Genomic DNA, 19,196 nt, shown 5'->3' on the forward strand with positions numbered 1-19,196 from the left:
TCGCCCGGCGGTCCGCGAGCGGTGGCGACGCGCCCTTCCCGTACTCTCATGGCCGGTCGGTGAGACCCGCCGGTACGCCTACGACGCGCGACACGCGTAGAGGCGTATGGTGCGCGCAGACACCAGATCTAGTGGTTGGATTATCTCAGCCACCCAGAAGTTGTGGTCCCGGGTCTTTCCCGACCGAGGCCATCGCCTATGCTGGGGGTTGCTTCGAGGGGCTGTTTCCGGCCTCTGACGAGGCTATTCAGCCATGCTGCGAGGGAGGGAAAGGGAACCATGCACTGTCCCTTCTGCAGGCACCCCGACAGCCGCGTCGTCGACAGTCGCACCACGGACGACGGGACGTCGATCCGGCGCCGTCGGCAGTGCCCCGACTGCTCCCGCCGGTTCACGACGGTGGAGACCGCTTCGCTGATGGTCATCAAGCGCAGCGGCGTGACCGAACCCTTCAGCCGTACCAAGGTCATCTCCGGCGTGCGCAAGGCGTGCCAGGGGCGGCCGGTCACCGAGGACGCGCTCGCCCAGCTCGGCCAGCGGGTCGAGGAGGCGCTGCGCGCCACCGGAAGCGCCGAGCTGACCACCCACGACGTGGGTCTGGCCATACTCGGCCCCCTGCAGGAACTCGACCTCGTCGCGTATCTGCGTTTCGCATCCGTGTACCGGGCTTTCAACTCGCTCGAAGACTTCGAGGCCGCCATCGGCGAGCTGCGCGAGCGGCCTCACGCACAGGACGGCGCGGCCGGCGAGGACCCCGAGGTCCCCGTGCCCGCCACCGCCGCCGACTGACCGGCCGGCCACCACACCGGCCGCTCACGCGGCGAGCAGGACCAGCCAGGACGTGCCACGGACGCATCGTCGCGTCCGAGGGCAGCACAGACATGACGTGCCACGGGAAGAACATGGCACTTCAGGGCGTTTTTGTACGTATATGGAGGCGGCATGACACAGACGACGAGCGGCCCGGCACGAGGCTCCCGGACCAAGGGCGCCAAGGTAGGCAAGGGTCTGCGGATCGAGCGGATCCACACCACGCCCGGAGTGCATCCGTACGACGAGGTGGCCTGGGAGCGCCGTGACGTCGTCATGACCAACTGGCGCGACGGCTCGGTCAACTTCGAGCAGCGTGGCGTCGAGTTCCCCGACTTCTGGTCGCTGAACGCGGTCAACATCGTCACCAGCAAGTATTTCAGGGGCGCCGTCGGCACCCCGCAGCGCGAGACGGGTCTGCGGCAGCTCATCGACCGCATCGTGCGGACGTACCGCAAGGCCGGCGAGGACTTCCACTACTTCGCCTCGCCCGCCGACGCCGAGATCTTCGAGCACGAGCTGGCGTACGCGCTGCTGCACCAGATCTTCAGCTTCAACTCACCGGTGTGGTTCAACGTCGGCACCCCGCAGCCGCAGCAGGTCTCCGCCTGCTTCATCCTGTCGGTCGACGACTCGATGGACTCGATCCTCGACTGGTACAAGGAAGAGGGGATGATCTTCAAGGGCGGCTCGGGCGCCGGCCTGAACCTCTCCCGGATCCGCTCCTCCAAGGAACTGCTCTCCTCCGGCGGCAACGCGTCGGGCCCGGTCTCCTTCATGCGTGGTGCGGACGCCTCCGCCGGCACGATCAAGTCGGGCGGCGCCACCCGCCGTGCGGCCAAGATGGTCATCCTCGACGTCGACCACCCCGACATCGAGGACTTCATCCAGACCAAGGTCAAGGAAGAGGAGAAGATCCGCGCGCTGCGTGACGCGGGCTTCGACATGGACCTGGGCGGCGACGACATCACGTCCGTCCAGTACCAGAACGCCAACAACTCGGTCCGGGTGAACGACGAGTTCATGCACGCCGTCGAGAACGGCGCCAAGTTCGGTCTGAAGGCCCGGATGACCGGCGAGGTCATCGAAGAGGTCGAGGCCAAGTCCCTCTTCCGCAGGATGGCGGAGGCCGCGTGGGCGTGCGCCGACCCCGGCATCCAGTACGACGACACGATCAACCGCTGGCACACCTGCCCCGAGTCCGGCCGGATCAACGGCTCGAACCCGTGCAGTGAGTACATGCACCTGGACAACACCTCGTGCAACCTGGCCTCGCTGAACCTGATGAAGTTCCTCAAGGACGACGGCAAGGGCCACCAGTCCTTCGAGGTGGACCGGTTCGCCAAGGTCGTCGAGCTGGTCATCACCGCGATGGACATCTCCATCTGCTTCGCCGACTTCCCCACGCAGAAGATCGGCGAGAACACCCGCGCCTTCCGCCAGCTCGGCATCGGCTACGCCAACCTCGGCGCCCTGCTGATGGCCACGGGCCACGCGTACGACTCGGACGGCGGCCGCTCGCTGGCCGGCGCCATCACCTCCCTGATGACCGGCACGTCGTACCGGCGCTCCGCCGAACTCGCCGCTGTCGTCGGCCCGTACGACGGCTACGCCCGCAACGCCGAGCCGCACAACCGGGTCATGAAGCAGCACTCCGACGCCAACGCCACCGCGCCCCGCGTGGACGACCTGGACAGCCCCGTCTGGGCCGCGGCCACCGAAGCCTGGCAGGACGTGCTGCGGCTCGGCGAGAAGAACGGCTTCCGCAACGCGCAGGCGTCCGTCATCGCCCCGACCGGCACCATCGGTCTCGCGATGTCCTGCGACACCACGGGCCTTGAGCCCGACCTGGCCCTGGTCAAGTTCAAGAAGCTCGTCGGCGGCGGCTCGATGCAGATCGTCAACGGCACGGTGCCGCAGGCGCTGCGCCGGCTGGGATACCAGGAGGAGCAGATCGAGGCGGTCGTCGCCCACATCGCCGAGCACGGCAATGTGATCGACGCGCCCGGCCTGAAGACCGAGCACTACTCGGTGTTCGACTGCGCCATGGGCGAGCGGTCCATCTCGGCCATGGGCCACGTCCGGATGATGGCGGCCATCCAGCCGTGGATCTCCGGCGCGCTGTCCAAGACGGTCAACCTGCCGGAGACGGCGACCGTCGAGGACGTCGAAGAGGTCTACTTCGAGGCGTGGAAGATGGGCGTCAAGGCGCTCGCGATCTACCGCGACAACTGCAAGGTCGGCCAGCCCCTCTCCGCGAAGAAGAAGGAGAAGGCGGCCGAGGAGGTCACGGAGAAGACCGAGTCCACCATCCGCCAGGCGGTGGAGAAGGTCATCGAGTACCGCCCGGTCCGCAAGCGCCTGCCCAAGGGCCGTCCTGGCCTGACCACCTCCTTCACGGTGGGTGGCGCCGAGGGCTACATGACGGCGAACTCCTACCCGGACGACGGTCTGGGCGAGGTCTTCCTGAAGATGTCCAAGCAGGGCTCGACCCTCGCGGGCATGATGGACGCCTTCTCGATCGCCGTCTCCGTCGGGCTCCAGTACGGCGTGCCGCTGGAGACGTACGTCTCGAAGTTCACCAACATGCGCTTCGAGCCGGCCGGTATGACGGACGACCCGGACGTGCGGATGGCGCAGTCGATCGTCGACTACATCTTCCGCCGCCTCGCGCTGGACTTCCTGCCCTTCGAGACGCGCTCCGCGCTCGGTATCCACTCGGCCGACGAGCGCCAGCGCCACCTGGACACCGGCTCGTACGAGCAGCCGGACGACGGGCTCGAAGGTGACGCCGGTCTGGACGCCGACAGCCTGGCCCAGTCCGCCCCCCGGCGGCAGGAGCCCGCGCTGAAGGCGGTCGCGACGACGCCCTCGGTCCCGGCGATGACACCGGCCCCGCAGGAGGCCCACACCTCGGCGGAGCTCGTCGAGATGCAGCTCGGCATCAGCGCCGACGCACCGCTGTGCTTCTCCTGCGGTACGAAGATGCAGCGGGCCGGGTCCTGCTACATCTGCGAGGGCTGCGGCTCCACCAGCGGTTGCAGCTGAGCCCGCACACCGGCTGCCGCTGCACAGCGGCTGACCTGCACAGCGGCCCCCGCCGGACGTGAAGACGTCCGGCGGGGGCCGCTGCCGTGCTCGTGCGCAGCGCCGCCGTCAGACGCGGCCCATCAGCCGGCCGAAGGACTGCGGGTCCGTGTCGTCGAACGCGTGGACGGCCGGGCGGAACACCCAGACCCCGCCGGGCTCGCGGCTGAATTCGGCGAACGTCGCCGCTGTGGCCTCCGGGACATCGGCGAAGTCGTACGCCGCCAGCTCGTTGTACCCCTCCAGCACCCGCACGGAGGGGTTGGTTATCTCGCCGAACGTCAGCTCGCCGTCGCGCTGTTGTATGGCCACACCCACCACGACACGGGTGAACGAGTCCCCCAGTCGGTCCAGCTCCAGTGTCATGTCCTCGTCGGTGCCGAAACCGACGCCGTCCTTGCTGTCCCGGTTCAGTGTGATCGTGCCGTCCGGCGACCGGCTGCCGAAGAACACCAGGTAGGCGGGGTTGCCACGCGGGTCGTCCGAGGTGAACGTCCCGGCGACGAGGTCCAGGTCATGGGCCGGCTGCCCGAGCGGGCTCGGATCCCATTTCAGTGTGACCTCGGCCTTGGACACCCCTTTGTTGAGGTTGCTCATCAGTCTTCGCCCTCCCGCGACGGGCCGTGTTCCCAGCCTTGATTGCCAGGCTAGACCGGGCCACCGACAACGCAGAGGGCCCAGGGTCTCCCGGCCGCCAGGTTGGCCGGTTTCCGTTCGCCGCCGGGGGTGCGTGACGTGAACCGGACAGTGACCCGCGCCACGCCCGGGCCCCGTACGATGGCGCGGTGCTGGTCAAGTGGATTCGCTGCACCGTGGTCGACCGTCGAGGTTTTGAACGCGGACAGCGGAAATGGGCGGGGTTGCTCGGCGAACCGGGGTTCAGGGGGCAGGGCGGAGGATGGAGCAGGGTACGGCCGGGCGTGGCCCACGTCTTCACCTTCTGGGAGAGCCGTGCGTTCTACGACTCGTTCATGGCGCGCGCCCATGACCGGCTCGCGGCCGCGCAGTCGGGGACGTACAAGGACAGCCAGTCCAAGCTGTTCGACCACCGCTTCGACGTGAAGACCGGCTTCGAGCCGAGGTTCACCGACGCGGACGTGGTGCGGGTCGCGCACAGCAAGGTGCACGAGGACCGGGTCGAGCACTTCGCGCTGATGCAGGAGAAGGTGTGGAATCCCGCGATGGCCGGCTCGCCCGGCATGCTGCGCGGGTTGTTCGGGGAGGCGCCGGGCAACGAGTTCCTGGTGCTGTCCATGTGGCAGTCGGCGGCCGAGCACGGGAAGTACCGCATCGAGCGGGTGGAGCGGCTGACACTGCGCGCCCAGACCGCCACCGACGTGGCCGCGCTGGCCGGGGACATCGTCGAGCTGGAACCCTCCTGGACGGTATGACAATCGCCCTACCGCAGGACGATCTAAGGTCGGGGGTATGGCACGACCGCGACGCATCGTCCTCGTCCGGCACGGCGAGTCCGAAGGCAATGCCGACGACTCGGTGTACGAACGGGAACCCGACCATGCCCTGAGACTGACCCCCGCCGGGCGCCGGCAGGCCGAGGAGACCGGCGTGCGGCTGCGCCGGATGTTCGGCGCGACGCCGGTCAGCGCGTACGTCTCGCCGTACCGCCGCACCCATGACACCTTCCACGCGTTCGGGCTCGACCCGGCGCTGGTACGGGTCCGTGAGGAGCCCCGGCTACGGGAGCAGGACTGGGGGAACTGGCAGGACCGCGACGACGTACGGCTGCAGAAGACGTACCGCGACGCGTACGGGCACTTCTTCTACCGCTTCCCGCAGGGAGAGTCGGGTGCCGACGTGTACGACCGGGTCGGCGCGTTCCTGGAGAGCCTGCACCGCAGCTTCGAGGAGCCGGACTCGCCGCCCAACGTGCTGCTGGTGACCCACGGGCTCACCATGCGTCTGTTCTGCATGCGCTGGTTCCACTGGTCGGTGGCCGAGTTCGAATCGCTGTCGAACCCGCGCAACGCCGAGACCAGGACCCTGCTGCTCGGTCCGGACGGCCGGTACACGCTCGACAAGGAATTCGAACGCTGGCGCGTCCCGGAGCCGTACGGCGTCACCAGTTGACCATGGAGTGACCGGGAACGGGCCGGTCAGGGTGACCGGCGACGCCCCGAGGTACGGGACGGACCCGCCGTCCGTCCCGTACCTCGGGGCGTCGTCCGCCCGCCCCCCGTGGCGAGCGGCGCGCGGTGCTCAGGCCGCGGGGCCCACCGCTTCGGCCTTGCCGCTCAGGGCCTCCAGGTCGCTCTTGCGTACGCGGACCACCAGGAGGGCCGTCAGCAGGGCGACGCCCGCCATCGCCACGGCGGCCAGGAACGCGCTGGAGATGCTCTGGGTGAGCACTTCATGGCCCCAATGGCCCGGCAGCTGCTGGGTCTTGGCGAGCTGCGCCTTCTCCTGCGGACTCGCGTGCGCCATGAAGTCCGGCAGCACCTTCTTGGCCTCGTCCCTGCTCGCCGTGCCGAACACGGTCACCAGGATCGACAGGCCCAGCGAACCGCCCACCTGCTGGCTCGCGTTCAGCAGGCTGGAGGCCGCGCCCGCCTCGTGCTGGGCGACACCGGACACCGCGGTCAGGGTGAGGGTGACGAAGTTGAGCCCCATGCCGAGGCCGAAGACCATGAGCGGGCCGAGCACCCCGCCGAGGTACGAGCTGTCCGGCGTGATCTGCGTCTGCCAGAACAGGCCGAGGCCGGTCAGGGCCGCACCGGTCACCATGAACGGCTTGGGGCCGAGCACCGGCAGCAGCCGCTGCGACAGTCCGGCGCCCACGACGATCGCGACGGTCACCGGCAGGAAGGCGAGCCCGGACTGGATCGGGGTGTAGCCGAGCACGTTCTGGACGAACTGCACGATGAAGAAGAACATCCCGAACATCGCGGCCGCGAGGCACAGCATGATCACGTAGGAGCCCGAACGGTTGCGGTCGGCGAACATCCGCAGCGGGACGATGGGTTCCTTCGCGCGCGACTCGATGAGGGCGAAGGCGGCGAGCAGGACGACGGCGGCCACGAACGACGTGATGGTGAGCGAGTCCCGCCAGCCGTCCTCCGACGCCCGGATGAAGCCGTAGACCAGCGAGGCCATGCCCAGGGTCGAGGTCGCGGCCCCGGAGAAGTCGAACCGGCCCGGATGGCGCTTCGACTCGGTGATGTAGATCGGTGCGAGTACGGCGATGAGCACGCCGATCGGCACGTTCACGAACAGCACCCAGCGCCAGTTCAGCCACTCGGTGAGCATGCCGCCGGCCAGCAGGCCGATCGCGCCGCCGCCGGCCGAGACGGCGGCGAAGACGGCGAAGGCCCTGTTGCGTTCGGGGCCTTCGGGGAAGGTGGTGGTGACCAGCGCCAGTGAGGTGGGTGAGGCGATCGCGCCACCGACTCCCTGGAGCGCGCGGGCGGCGAGCAGTTGCCACGGCTCCTGGGCAAAGCCGCCGAGGAGCGAGGCCAGCGTGAAGAGCAGGATGCCGGTCATGAACACCCGGCGGCGGCCGAGGATGTCGCCGGCCCTGCCGCCCAGCAGCAGCATTCCGCCGAAGGTGAGGGTGTAGGCGCTGACCACCCAGGACAGGTCGGCGGTGGAGAAGCTGAGTGCGTCTTGAATATGCGGTAGCGCGATGTTCACAATCGTCGAGTCGAGTACGACCATGAGCTGACAGGCTGCGATGACGGCGAGGGCGATCCCAGGGCGCCCGCTCCGACGGGCGGCGCCCGGTTCTCTGTTCGCTGTTTCGAGTTGAGAGGTTGTCGTCACTGTTGGATCCCCCACAAGTGAGTTAGTGAACGTGCCCGTTCACTGTCCTCGACTACGGTAGTGAGTCCCCAACAGAGAACGCAAGCGTTCACTGTAGCTGCCGTCCGGAGTGTCGCCCCGATGGAGAGTTACTGATGGTTTCTTCGCACTCTGCGGCCACCGCTCGGCCGCAGCAGGTGTCGTTGCGCCGCCGAGGGCCCGTGCTGGAACGCGCGATCCTCGACGCCGCGTTGGAGCAGTTGAGTACGGTCGGCTGGAACGGCCTGACCATGGAAGGCGTCGCAGCGGCCGCGCAGACGGGCAAGGCCGCCGTCTACCGCCGCTGGCCGTCCAAGGAGGATCTCGTCGTCGAGGCCCTGCGGGACGGGCTGCCGGCGATGGAGGAGCCGCCCGACCTCGGCAGTGTCCGCGCCGATCTGTACGAACTGTGCGCGGCCATCCGGGAGGGGATGTACTCGCGTACCGGCGCCGCGCTGCGCGCCGTACTGCACGAGTGCGACGGGTCGAGCGCCGAGCGTTTCCACGAGCTGATCATCAGCAGTGTCATCGAGCCGTCGACGCGGCTCTTCGGCGAGGTGGTCCGCCGGGGGATCGCGCGGGGTGAGGTCCGCTCCGACGCGGCCGACGCGATGGTCTACGACGTCATCCCCGCCCTGATGATGTACCGGACGAAGGTATGCGCGAGTGACTGGGCCGACGTCGAGATCGCCGAGGTCATCGACAAGGTCATGATGCCGCTGCTGCGGCTGCCGTCCGGCTGACCGCACCCGGGCTGTCGCGCGGCGTCGGGGCGGCGTAATCTTGCTGGCGTCATGCCGTACGAACCACCCACCCACACCGTCGAGCGCTCGCTCCGCGCCACCACCGACGCCACCGTGATCGCCGGCGTCGACGAGGTCGGACGCGGAGCGTGGGCCGGTCCCGTGACGGTGTGCGCGGCGGTCACCGGCCTGCGCAGGCCGCCGACCGGACTCACCGACTCCAAGCTGCTCACCCCCAAACGCCGTACGGCGCTGGCCGGTCAGCTCGACGGCTGGGTCACGGCGCACGCCATCGGGCACGCCTCTCCGGAGGAGATCGACGACCTCGGGATGACGGCGTCGCTGCGGCTCGCCGCCGTACGCGCCCTGGAAGCTCTGCCGATACGGCCCCACGCGGTGATCCTCGACGGCAAGCACGACTATCTCGGCGGGCCGTGGCAGGTCCGTACGGTCATCAAGGGCGACCAGTCCTGCGTCTCGGTGGCGGCGGCTTCGGTGCTCGCCAAGGTGCGCAGGGACGCGATGATGGCCGAACTGGCCGAAGGATCGGCCGAGTACGCGCCGTACGCCTTCGCCGACAACGCCGGTTATCCCTCGCCCGTGCACCGGGCGGCGCTGGAGGAGCGGGGGCCGACGGAGCACCACCGGCTCTCGTGGTCCTACCTCGACGCGCTGCCCCGGTGGCGGCATCTCAAGAAGTTCCGGGTGGCCGCCGCACCGGAAACGTTGGAAGACGGGGGCCAACTCGGCTTCGATTTCTGAAACTTCCGGTGAACCCTGGGACCGGTGTGTGCTTTCGTGCCGCGCCCATGGGTACTTCCGCAGACATGGGCACAAATGTGCCCACCCCGCCGATGCCTTTCGCACCGGTGTTTGATAGACATCCAGTTATGCCTCTCACCCCCGAGGAGCCTCAGATTCACGAGAGAGCCCAGGGTCCCAGCGCCGCACCGGCCACCGGCCGGACCGCGCCGACCCCGCGTCCCGTACCCGGACCGCGCCCCGTACCGGGCCCGCGTTCCGCGTCGACACCGCGCCCCGGACGTCCGGGTCCCGGTCCTGCGAGGCAGGCGCCCCCGGCGCAGCGCTCGCACAGCTCTGCCGGAGCGCCCCAGGCGGCCCGGCCGAGCACCCCTTCCGCTTCTTCCGACCTCTCCGCCCCTCAGATCCAGCTCGTCCCGGCCCCGGCCGGCGGAGCGCTGGACGCCGCTGAGGAAGCGGTCGACCTGCTGCTCGACTCGGGTCGCGCGCCGGGCGACATCCTCGTACTCACCACGGGCGAACAGCACCCGTGGGCGACGCACGAGCTGTCCTTCGGCGAGGACGCCTACTGGGCCCAGCACGACGCCGGCGAGGACGTGTTCTTCGCCGACGCCGCCGCCGCCGACCGTGCCACGTCCAGGGCCGTGGTGGTCGTCGCGCTCAACGGGGGCGACGACGCCGCCGTCGGCCGTGCGCTGCCTTCGGCGCTGCGGCGGGCCGGTGCGCTGCTGATCGTGTGCGGCGACTCCGAGCGGGCCAACGCGGTACTGGGCGCGGGCGTCTGAGCGGTACGACGCGCGCGTACGGCCGTGGTCGCGGCCAGGTGCCCTGACCCGGCTGCCCGTTCGGGGCGGCCGGGCCGTCAGCCTGCGCCGACGGTCGCGCGACGCGGGCTCGCGACGTGTGTCGGCGGCTCCCGCCACGTGGGTCGGCGGGGCCGCGCTCAGCGGGCCGCTGTCCTGCGGAGCACCTCGACGGCGCCGCCACCGCCGCGTAGGGGCGACGGGTCGGGATCGGCCGCCCAGTCGGCCAGCGCGGTGGGCCTGGACTGGGAGTTGGGCTGCCGGCCGCCACGGCCCTCGCCGAGCACCTGCCAGCCGCCGCGCGTCAGCGTGATGTACGCGCCGCAGCGCAGGCCGTGCAGGGTGCAGGCGTCCCGCAGTCCCCACATCCAGGCGCCGTCCGCCTCCGTCCAGCGCTCGTCACCCTCGCGGCAGTAGAGCAGGGCGGCGGTGCGCACCGGCGTACGGCGGCGCAGATCGTGCGGGATGACCCGGCGCAGATGCGCCAGCAAAGCGTTACGGAACTCCCAGCCGTCCACCGGCGCCGCGGCCCGCGGGACGAACGAGGCGCTGGCCGCGAGCCGTTCCTCATGGTCGAGGACGGCGACGACCGCTGTACCCGGCACCGGACGGTGCCGGCTGTGCAGGCCGCTGACGACCTCACGCGGATTGCGCATCAGCGGTATCCCGGCCGCCGCCCATTCGGCGGGTTCCAGCATCCTGGCGAGGCGGCTGACGGAGTCGGCCGATGCGGTGATCGAAGTGGCTGCGGACGGAGCGAATCCGAAGGTCACGTTCCTCCCTTCGCATACGCGCCCGTCATACGGGCTAGGTCGAGTGAGGGCGCACCGCGGTCAGCCCTTGCGGACGCGAACAGGACCGTGCGGGGGCAGGTCCAATTCTCGCTGGCGCGGGGGCGCGCGGCAACGAGCAATTGGCCTGGCTGACAGGAATGCGCGGGTATGTGTGTCATATCCCTGCCCAGCGCGACCCCCGCTGACTCCTGTTGCCCGGTCGGACATCGGTCCGGGCAGCGGTGGGGACATCGGTACGGGGCAGGAGTGCGGACGCCGAGTACCAGCGCAAACACGCCCGGCGCCCGCTCGTCCTGCGCGGCCGGGATTGGGCCGATGTCAGTGCGGTGGGGTTGCATGGGGGCATGAGTAACCAGGAGCTGCGTGCCGAGGCCGACGCCATCCTTGCCGAGCTGGTCGGTGACCCGGGCGGCACGGCGCGGCTGCGCGAGGACCAGTGGCAGGCGGTGGCCGCCCTGGTGGAGGAGCGCCGGCGCGCGCTGGTGGTGCAGCGCACCGGCTGGGGCAAGTCGGCGGTGTACTTCGTCGCCACCGCCCTGCTGCGCCGGCGCGGCTCGGGTCCCACGGTTATCATCTCGCCGCTGCTGGCCCTGATGCGCAACCAGGTCGAGTCGGCGGCGCGCGCCGGTATCCAGGCGCGCACCATCAACTCGGCCAACCCGGAGGAGTGGGACACCATCTACCAGGAGGTCGAGCGCGGCGAGACCGACGTCCTCCTGGTCAGTCCAGAACGGCTCAACTCGGTGGATTTCCGCGATCAGGTGCTGCCCAGACTCGCGGCGACGACCGGTCTGCTGGTGGTCGACGAGGCGCACTGCATCTCCGACTGGGGCCATGACTTCCGGCCCGACTACCGGCGGTTGCGCGCGATGCTGGCCGAGCTGCCGGCCGGTGTGCCGGTGCTGGCCACCACGGCGACGGCCAACGCGCGGGTGACCGCCGATGTGGCCGAGCAGCTGGGCACCGGCGCCGGTGAGGCCCTGGTGCTGCGCGGTCCGCTGGAGCGGGAGAGCCTGCGGCTCGGCGTGGTCCAGCTGCCGGACGCCGCACACCGGCTGGCCTGGCTCGCCGAGCATCTGAACGACCTGCCGGGCTCCGGGATCATCTACACGCTGACCGTCGCGGCGGCCGAGGAGGCCACGGTCTTCCTGCGCCAGCGCGACTTCCAGGTGGCCTCGTACACCGGGAAGACGGAGAACGCCGACCGGCTGCAGGCCGAGGTCGACCTCCAGGAGAACCGCGTCAAGGCGCTGGTGGCGACATCGGCGCTGGGCATGGGCTACGACAAGCCGGACCTGGGCTTCGTGGTCCACCTCGGTTCGCCGTCCTCGCCGATCGCGTACTACCAGCAGGTGGGACGCGCCGGGCGCGGGGTGGCGCACGCCGATGTACTGCTGCTCCCGGGCCGGGAGGACGAAGCCATCTGGCGCTACTTCGCCGACACCGCCTTCCCGCCAGAGGCGCAGGTCCGGCAGACCCTCGCGGCCCTCACCGACGCGGGGCGGCCGCTGTCCGTGCCGGCGCTCGAAGCCACGGTCGACCTCCGGCGCAGCCGGCTGGAGTCGATGCTGAAGGTGCTGGACGTGGACGGCGCGGTCAAGCGGGTCAAGGGCGGCTGGACGGCCACCGGAGCCGAGTGGCTGTACGACGCCGAGCGCTACGCGTGGGTGGCCAAGCAGCGGGCGGCCGAACAGCAGGCCATGCGCGACTACGCGAGCACGGCGCAGTGCCGGATGGAGTTCCTGCGCCAACAGCTGGACGACGAGGGGGCGGCCCCCTGCGGCCGGTGCGACAACTGTGCGGGTCCCTGGGCCGATTCCGGGGTCTCTGCGGAGGCGCTGACGGGGGCTGCCAAGGAGCTGGACCGGCCGGGGACCGAGGTGGAACCGCGCCGGATGTGGCCGACGGGCATGCCCGCCTTGGGCATTGACCTCAAGGGGCGCATCCCGGTCAAGGAGCAGTGCTCCACCGGCCGTGCGCTGGGCCGGCTCTCGGACATCGGCTGGGGCAACCGGCTGCGCCCGCTGCTCGCCGAGAACGCGCCGGACGGGCCGGTCCCCGACGATGTCCTGCAGGCCGCGGTGGCGGTCCTCGCCGACTGGGCGCGCTCGTCGGGCGGTTGGGCACCGACCGTCCCCGACGCCTCGGCCAGGCCGGTCGGCGTCGTCGCCGTACCGTCCCTGGGCCGTCCGCAGCTGGTCGGCTCGCTCGCCCAGGGCATCGCGACCGTCGGCCGCCTGCCCTTCCTGGGGACGTTGACCTACAGCGGACCGGGCGGCGCGCATGTGACCCACCGCAGCAACTCGGCCCAGCGGCTGCGGGCGCTGTCCGGCGCCTTCACCGTCTCGGCCGACCTGGCCGCGGCCCTGGCCGGCGCGCCCGGGCCTGTCCTGCTCGTGGACGACTACACCGACTCGGGCTGGACCCTCGCGGTCGCCGCCCGGCTGCTGCGCCAGGCAGGCGCCGAAGGTGTGCTGCCCCTGGTGCTCGCCGCCGCGGGGTGACGCGGACGCCGCCGACCCACCCGAACTAGCAGTGCTGGCAATTTTTTGTCAGGGGTGCTAAATGTGGAGAGGTGGAGTCGGAAACGCAGGGCCCCGAGCAGCGCCCGCCGTCGTTCATCCAGGCGGCGCGGCGCCAACAGCTCGTCGACTGCGCCGTCGAGGTGATCGCCGAACTGGGCGCCGAGCGCGCGTCGATCGTGCGGATCGCCCAGCGTGCCGGGGTCAGCCGAGGCGTCGTCACGTACCACTTCCGGGACAGGGACGACCTGTTCGACCGGGTGGTCGAGGAGGTCTACCGGATCGGGGAGGCCGAGGTCGGGCCCCCGGTACGGGCAGCGGAGACACCGCGCGACGCCCTGCTGGCTTTCGTCGGCGGCAGCGTCGACTTCTACGCCCGGCACCCGGCCCATATGACCGCGCTGGTCGAGATCTTCGCGGCCGACCGGCACTCGCTCACCCGCTCACGCGACGGCCGCGCCGAACACCACCACGAGACGGCCGACCTGGCCGCGATCCTCGCCGAAGGGCAGCGCGGCGGCCAGTTCCGCTCCTTCGACATCCCTCTCATGATCCTCACCCTCCGCGCCGTCCTGGACGCCGCCGTCCGGCACGTCACCTCCGGCGGCGACGCCGGACTGCTGAGCGCCGAGCTCCGGCGGACCTGCGACGCCGCGACCCGGAAGGAGACCTCATGAAACCCACCCTTCGGCACACCCGGTGGAGCGTGCTGGCGGTCGCGGCCGTCCTCGCCGCCGCTGGCTGCGGCGGCAACGGCCGCCGGTCCGAGCGGCCGATCACCGCGCCGCTCACCGTCAACACCAGCAGTGGCCGGCTGCACGGCCTCGCCACCCCCACGGCCCACCAATTCCTGGGCATCCGCTTCGCACAGCCCCCGACCGGCGCCCGCCGCTGGAAGGCGCCGCAACCGGTCTCCGCCGCCACCGGCACCACACAGGCCACGAAGCCGGGACCGCGCTGCGCGCAGGCGGCGGCCACGCCGGGCGCGAAAGCGGCCACCACCGAGGACTGCCTGTTCCTGAACGTCACCACTCCGCGCGACCGGCGCCCGGGGGAGAAGCTGCCCGTCATGGTGTGGTGGCACGGCGGCGGCTACACCACGGGAGCGGGCTCCGACTACGACGCACAGCGGCTGGCGAGCCAGGGCCGGGTCATCGTCGTCACCGCCAACTACCGGCTCGGCGCTTTCGGTTACTTCGGCCTCAAGGGGCTGCCCGGCTCCGGCACCTTCGGCCTGGCCGACCAACTCGCCTCGCTGCGCTGGGCCGACAGCAACGCGCGGGCGTTCGGCGGCGATCCCGGCAACGTCACCGTGTTCGGGGAGTCGGCAGGGGCCATGTCGACCTGCGCCGTGCTCAGCTCACCGAAGGCGCGCGGCCTCGTCGACAAGGCCGCCGTCATGTCCGGCTCCTGTCTGCTGGACTGGTTTCCGGGCGCCCTGTATCCCGGCGCCCCGAACGAGACCCCCTACAAGCCGCTCGCCACCGACGAGGCCGACGGTGCCAGGGTCGCGGCGAGCGTCGGCTGCGGCCACGGCAACGCCGCCGCGAAACTGGCGTGCCTGCGGTCGCTGCCCGCCTCCGACGTGGTGAAGCTGAACAACGACTTCGCCGACCACCTCTCGTACGGAACCGATCTGCTGCCCGGCAACCCCGCGACCGCTCTACGGCGCGGTGACTTCGCGCATGTCCCCGTGCTGTCCGGCGGGAACAAGGACGAGGCCAGGTCGTTCGTCGGCGGTGCGCTGCGCGCCGACCCCGCCGCGGTCACCGCGGCGACCTACCCCAAGCTCCTGGCAGCCGCGTTCGGCGACCGGGCCGCCGATGTCGCGGCGGTGTATCCGGTCAAGAAGTACGGTTCCGCTGCCCTGGCCTGGTCCACGGTGATCACGGACGGGGCGTGGACCTGTCCGACCCTCGCGGGAGACCGGGCCCTGGCAGCCAGGACCACCGTCTACGCGTACGAATTCGCCGATCCGCAGGCGCCGAACGTGAACGGGCTCAAGGTCCCCGGCCTGCCGCTGGGCGCCTCGCACGCCACGGACCTGCCGTCCCTCTTCGACCTCGGCGGCAAGAGCCTGCTGCGGACCGGCGGGCAGCAGGCGCTGTCCAGTCGGATGATCGACTACTGGTCCTCCTTCGCGCACGACGGCAGGCCCGTCGCCCCGAAGGCTCCGAGTTGGTCCAGGGCGACGGCGGGGACGGCACCGGCGAAGGACGTGCTGCAACTGACCCCGAGCGGTGACCGCATGGTCGACGCGGCGGCGGCCCACCACTGCGCCTTCTGGCAGGACATCCGCTGACCCGGCACATGGTCCGGGCCGCCAGGGTTCATTCCGCCGTGGCGGTGTGCGGCGGCGCGGTGGCGGGCGGGATGCGGACGGCGAGCAGGGCGATGTCGTCCGTACTCGCGTCACCGAGCCCCGACATCAGCTCGTCGCAGAACGTCTCCAGCGGCTCGCGGGAGAGGGCCGCCGCATGCTGGCGCAGCCGGGTCATCCCGTCGTCGAACGTCTCGCTGCGGCGCTCGATCAGCCCGTCCGTGTACAACAGCAGCGTGCAGCCTGGCGGCAGGGACTCGGTGGCGTCGGAGCGGAGCGCGTCGGGCGTGACCCCGAGCAGGATGCTGCGGCCCCCGGTCAGAAAACGGGTGTCGCCCTCGTCGGTGATCAGCAGCGGGGCCGGGTGGCCCGCCGACGCGTACTCCAGCAGCCAGGGACCGTACGGATCCGGCTTGACGATCAGGCCGTACAGGCAGGTCAGCGTCTGGGTGGGATAGAGGATCTCGTTCGCCGCGTCCAGCCTGGCCAGGATCTTGCCGGGCGGCTCCTTACGGTCACAGGCGATGCCCCGCAGCATGTTGCGCATCTGGCTCATGGCCACGGCGGCTCTCAGGTCGTGACCCGTGACATCGCCGATGATCAGCGTGAGGGCGCCGTCGGGGAGCGGGAACGCGTCGTACCAGTCACCCCCGACCTCGGCGCTGACCCGGGCCGGCGCGTAGCGCGCGCTCAGCTCCACATGGCCCGTGTCGGGCAGGGTGGGCAGCAGGGAGCGCTGCAGCCGCTCCGCCGTGTGCGCGGTCTGGGCGTGCAGGCGCGCGTTATCGACGGCCATGGCGATGCGGTGCGCCAGATCGACGACGAGCGGCAGCCGCTCCTGCTGGTCAAGCCCGTCCTGGTCGACCCGCACCAAGGTCAGCACGCCCACCACTTTGCGGCGCGCCCGCAGCGGCACCAGCACCGCCTGATGCGCCCCCAGCTGGGCGAAGGTCTGCAACTCGATACGTTCCAGGGCGTCGGTCCCCTCGGCGGGCGAGGGGAACTCGGTCAGCCGCAGCGGCCCGGCGCCGCGCAACGCGCGCGCCAGCGGCGCCTGGGAGTCGGCTTCGGCCGCCGGGAGAAGCGCCTCCAGGAAGTCGGGAGGCAGCGCGTTGGGCTCGCGGTGCTCCACGACGACCCGGCGCAGCCGCAGCTCGTCGTCCTCTTCGATCAGGTCGATGGCACACCAGTCGGCGAGGGCGGGCACCAGCACCCGGCACAGCCGCCGCAGCCCGGGCTCCAGCTCCAGGGTGCTGGACAGCGCCTCCGACGCGTTGGCCACGAGCGTCAACCGGTCGAGCGAGTCCTGCACCGCCCGGTCCACGTCGAAATCCCTGTCGCCTTCTGGCTGCGTGCTCAATCGCTTCTTCTCTCTGCTGCGTCGGCGGGGCCGGTTCTGTGCCGGGACGGCTCTGTGCCGGGACGGCTCTCGCGGAACCTAGGCCGAGGTGCGTGTCATGGCGCAGAGCCAGCCGCGGATGCCGGCCGGATCGAGGGTGATCTCGATGGTGGCGGGGACGACGGAATCGATCTGGAGCTTGTCGGCGAACGCGGCGGTGATGTCGTCACGCGACAGCCGGTACGGGACCGTCACCCCGGGGGTCTTGGGCTCCCGGTCGCTGAAACAGAGCAGGAAGTAGCGGCCTCCGGGGCGCAGCACCGTCCGCAGGCCGCCGGTGAACGCGGCCCGGTCCTGCGGATCGAGCATGTGGAACATGCCCGAGTCGAGCACGGTGTCGAACCGCTCTCCCAAAGCCGGCAGCTCCAGTGCGTCGTGCCGCAGGAACCGGACGGCGGAGCCGCGCTGCCGGGCCTTGTCCTCCGCGGTCCGCAGCGCGGTGGTCGCCAGGTCGATGCCGGTGACGTCGAGACCGAGGTCGGCGCACATGAACGCGTGCTCGCCGGTCCCGCAGCCGACGTCCAGCACCCGTCCCCGGACGGCGCCCGAGCGCGCGACGTCGAGGAACGCCTGCTGCGGGCGCCCGATCTCCCACGGCGGAGGCTCGGCGTACCGGTCCTCCAGCTCCTGCCAGGGGTTCGGGTCGCCGGCCGCGGCGTGATCAGCGTCGTCGGGCGGGAGCGGTGCGGGCATGTGCGGGCCTCCTGTCGCTGCCGTCGCCGGATCGCGCGACTGCAGGTCGCTGCCTTTCGACTCTACGCCGGACAGGCACCTCACGCCCGAGCCCCAGGACGCCCTGTGGATAACTTTATCCACAGGGGTCGCGGGTCTGGTGACCGGTGCGGGACCGTCGAGCCATGAACAAGCACAGCGCACAGACCGGACCGTCCGACGAGCAGCAGATCACCTTGCGCAGCCCGGCCGAACTGGCCGACGCACTGCCCTACCTGATGGGCTTTCATCCGACCGACTCGGTGGTCCTCGTCGCCCTGCACGGGGAGCACGGCCGCTTCGGCGGCCGGCTCAGGCTCGGGATTCCGGCCGCGCCGGACGAGTGGCTGCCGGTGGCCGATCAGCTCGCCGACTGTCTGGTGGAGGGGAGTGAGCGGCGGGGGGAGCGGCCCGACGGGATCATCGCGTTCCTCTGCCAGGACCCGGCCGACGGCCGGACGGGCCGGCAGGTCATGGAGCGGTTGCGCCCGCTCGCCCAGCGGCTGCGCACCGCGTGCGGCGCGCTCGACGTGCCCGTGCACGAGGTGCTGTGTATTTCCGGGGGCCGCTTCTGGTCGTACTGCTGTCCTGATGTCCGCTGCTGTCCGCCGGAAGGCAAGGAGCTGGTGCTGCCCGGCACCTCGGTGATGGCGGCCGCCGCCGCGTACGCGGGCATTCAGGTGCGCGGATCGCTGAAGGAGATGGAGGCGCGCCTGCGGCCCTGGTGCACCCCGGCGGTCGACGATCAGCTCCGGGCCCTGGACGACGCGGGGGCCGCGCTCGTCCCGAGGATTCTGGGCGCGGGGAACAGGCAGCAGGTCGGCAGGGAGACCTTGCGGATGGCGCGCGCCCTCATGACGCGGCTCGGCGGGACGTCGGTCGCCGACCGCTCGGCGGTCGAGGCGGACGCGGCGGACGACGGGCTGATCAGCCACGCCGAAGCGGCCCAGGTCATCCTCGGCCTCCAGGACCGCGAGACCCGCGACCGCGCCGCCGAATGGATGGAAGGTCCGGAGGCGCAATCCGCGCTGCGGCTCTGGCGCGCGCTGGCCCGCCGCTGCGTCGGGGCGTACGCGGAACACGCCGCGGCTCCGCTCACCCTGGCCGGCTGGGTCGCCTGGTCCACGGGTGACGAGCCGGCGGCCCGGGTCGCGCTGGGGCTCGCCCTGCGGACCGATCCCCGGTACGTCTTCGCGCAACTGCTCCATCAGGCGTGCAACGAGGGCCTTGATCCCGAGGCGCTGCGCGCGTGTCTGCGGGAGGAGCGCGGCTCGCGTGCCACGGCCGCTTCGCGGAAGGCGGGCAGCCGGCCGCGACCCCGTCCCACGGGCCGGACGCCACGGCCCGGCGCCCTGCCGCCGGCGGCCAGGCGGCCGGGTACGACGGCCGCGCGCGACCGTGCGAGCGGGCGCAGCGGGCAGCGCGGGACGAGGAGCGGGCGATGACAGCC

The 19,196-nt window shown here is 71.0% G+C and carries 16 protein-coding genes; 11 read left to right on the plus strand and 5 right to left on the minus strand.

Features of this window, described 5'->3' with window-relative positions; genetic code table 11:
• Positions 1 to 279 precede the first annotated feature (279 nt).
• Positions 280 to 789 (plus strand): transcriptional regulator NrdR, encoded by a 510-nt coding sequence (nrdR, locus tag OHS57_RS28370; RefSeq protein WP_041983456.1) that lies wholly within the window; start codon positions 280 to 282, stop codon positions 787 to 789.
• A 153-nt stretch (positions 790 to 942) separates the two neighbouring features.
• Positions 943 to 3,858 (plus strand): vitamin B12-dependent ribonucleotide reductase, encoded by a 2,916-nt coding sequence (locus tag OHS57_RS28375; protein ID WP_328583717.1) that lies wholly within the window; start codon positions 943 to 945, stop codon positions 3,856 to 3,858.
• A gap of 108 nt (positions 3,859 to 3,966) precedes the next feature.
• On the opposite strand, the gene OHS57_RS28380 is transcribed toward OHS57_RS28375, so the two are convergent.
• Positions 3,967 to 4,494, minus strand: a complete 528-nt coding sequence (locus tag OHS57_RS28380; protein ID WP_328583718.1) for a TerD family protein — start codon at positions 4,492 to 4,494, stop codon at positions 3,967 to 3,969.
• A 188-nt stretch (positions 4,495 to 4,682) separates the two neighbouring features.
• Between OHS57_RS28380 and OHS57_RS28385 the strand changes: the two genes are divergently transcribed.
• Complete coding sequence (locus OHS57_RS28385; RefSeq protein WP_063779600.1) at positions 4,683 to 5,288, plus strand: YdbC family protein; 606 nt, start codon at positions 4,683 to 4,685, stop codon at positions 5,286 to 5,288.
• 37 nt (positions 5,289 to 5,325) lie between these two features.
• Positions 5,326 to 5,985, plus strand: a complete 660-nt coding sequence (locus tag OHS57_RS28390; protein WP_041983448.1) for a histidine phosphatase family protein — start codon at positions 5,326 to 5,328, stop codon at positions 5,983 to 5,985.
• Positions 5,986 to 6,114: 129 nt separating this feature from the next.
• On the opposite strand, the gene OHS57_RS28395 is transcribed toward OHS57_RS28390, so the two are convergent.
• Entirely contained in the window at positions 6,115 to 7,674 is a 1,560-nt protein-coding gene (locus tag OHS57_RS28395; RefSeq protein WP_328583719.1) for an MFS transporter, read from the minus strand.
• Between the two features lie 134 nt (positions 7,675 to 7,808).
• On the opposite strand from OHS57_RS28395, the gene OHS57_RS28400 reads away from it, so the two are divergent.
• The 3 genes from OHS57_RS28400 to OHS57_RS28410 all read left to right on the plus strand — a co-directional run bounded on the left by OHS57_RS28400 (position 7,809) and on the right by OHS57_RS28410 (position 9,982).
• Positions 7,809 to 8,435, plus strand: coding sequence for a TetR/AcrR family transcriptional regulator (locus tag OHS57_RS28400; RefSeq protein ID WP_328583720.1), 627 nt, complete (start codon positions 7,809 to 7,811; stop codon positions 8,433 to 8,435).
• 51 nt (positions 8,436 to 8,486) lie between these two features.
• Positions 8,487 to 9,197: a ribonuclease HII gene (locus tag OHS57_RS28405; protein ID WP_041983441.1), complete on the plus strand. Its 711-nt coding sequence runs from the start codon at positions 8,487 to 8,489 to the stop codon at positions 9,195 to 9,197.
• Between the two features lie 128 nt (positions 9,198 to 9,325).
• Entirely contained in the window at positions 9,326 to 9,982 is a 657-nt protein-coding gene (locus OHS57_RS28410) for a hypothetical protein (protein ID WP_328583721.1), read from the plus strand.
• Between the two features lie 158 nt (positions 9,983 to 10,140).
• Here OHS57_RS28410 and OHS57_RS28415 read toward each other — a convergent pair whose 3' ends face one another.
• Positions 10,141 to 10,773, minus strand: a complete 633-nt coding sequence (locus OHS57_RS28415) for a hypothetical protein (RefSeq protein ID WP_041983436.1) — start codon at positions 10,771 to 10,773, stop codon at positions 10,141 to 10,143.
• A gap of 365 nt (positions 10,774 to 11,138) precedes the next feature.
• Between OHS57_RS28415 and OHS57_RS28420 the strand changes: the two genes are divergently transcribed.
• From OHS57_RS28420 to OHS57_RS28430, 3 genes are all read left to right on the plus strand, one after another.
• Entirely contained in the window at positions 11,139 to 13,298 is a 2,160-nt protein-coding gene (locus tag OHS57_RS28420; protein ID WP_328583722.1) for a RecQ family ATP-dependent DNA helicase, read from the plus strand.
• Between the two features lie 71 nt (positions 13,299 to 13,369).
• A complete protein-coding gene (locus OHS57_RS28425; RefSeq protein WP_328583723.1) occupies positions 13,370 to 13,993 on the plus strand; it encodes a TetR/AcrR family transcriptional regulator in 624 nt (207 codons plus the stop codon).
• On the plus strand, positions 13,990 to 15,618 hold the full coding sequence (locus tag OHS57_RS28430) for a carboxylesterase/lipase family protein (RefSeq protein WP_328583724.1): 1,629 nt from the start codon (positions 13,990 to 13,992) through the stop codon (positions 15,616 to 15,618). Before OHS57_RS28425 ends, OHS57_RS28430 begins: the two co-directional genes overlap by 4 nt.
• Positions 15,619 to 15,646: 28 nt before the next feature.
• Here OHS57_RS28430 and OHS57_RS28435 read toward each other — a convergent pair whose 3' ends face one another.
• Together OHS57_RS28435 and OHS57_RS28440 are read right to left on the minus strand one after the other, a co-directional pair.
• On the minus strand, positions 15,647 to 16,996 hold the full coding sequence (locus tag OHS57_RS28435; RefSeq protein WP_041983432.1) for a PP2C family protein-serine/threonine phosphatase: 1,350 nt from the start codon (positions 16,994 to 16,996) through the stop codon (positions 15,647 to 15,649).
• A 78-nt stretch (positions 16,997 to 17,074) separates the two neighbouring features.
• Complete coding sequence (locus OHS57_RS28440) at positions 17,075 to 17,728, minus strand: class I SAM-dependent methyltransferase (RefSeq protein WP_052456975.1); 654 nt, start codon at positions 17,726 to 17,728, stop codon at positions 17,075 to 17,077.
• Between the two features lie 164 nt (positions 17,729 to 17,892).
• Between OHS57_RS28440 and OHS57_RS28445 the strand changes: the two genes are divergently transcribed.
• Entirely contained in the window at positions 17,893 to 19,191 is a 1,299-nt protein-coding gene (locus OHS57_RS28445; RefSeq protein WP_328583725.1) for a DUF4192 domain-containing protein, read from the plus strand.
• Positions 19,192 to 19,196 lie beyond the last annotated feature (5 nt).

This window comes from Streptomyces sp. NBC_00370 (assembly GCF_036084755.1).
Classification (GTDB): domain Bacteria; phylum Actinomycetota; class Actinomycetes; order Streptomycetales; family Streptomycetaceae; genus Streptomyces.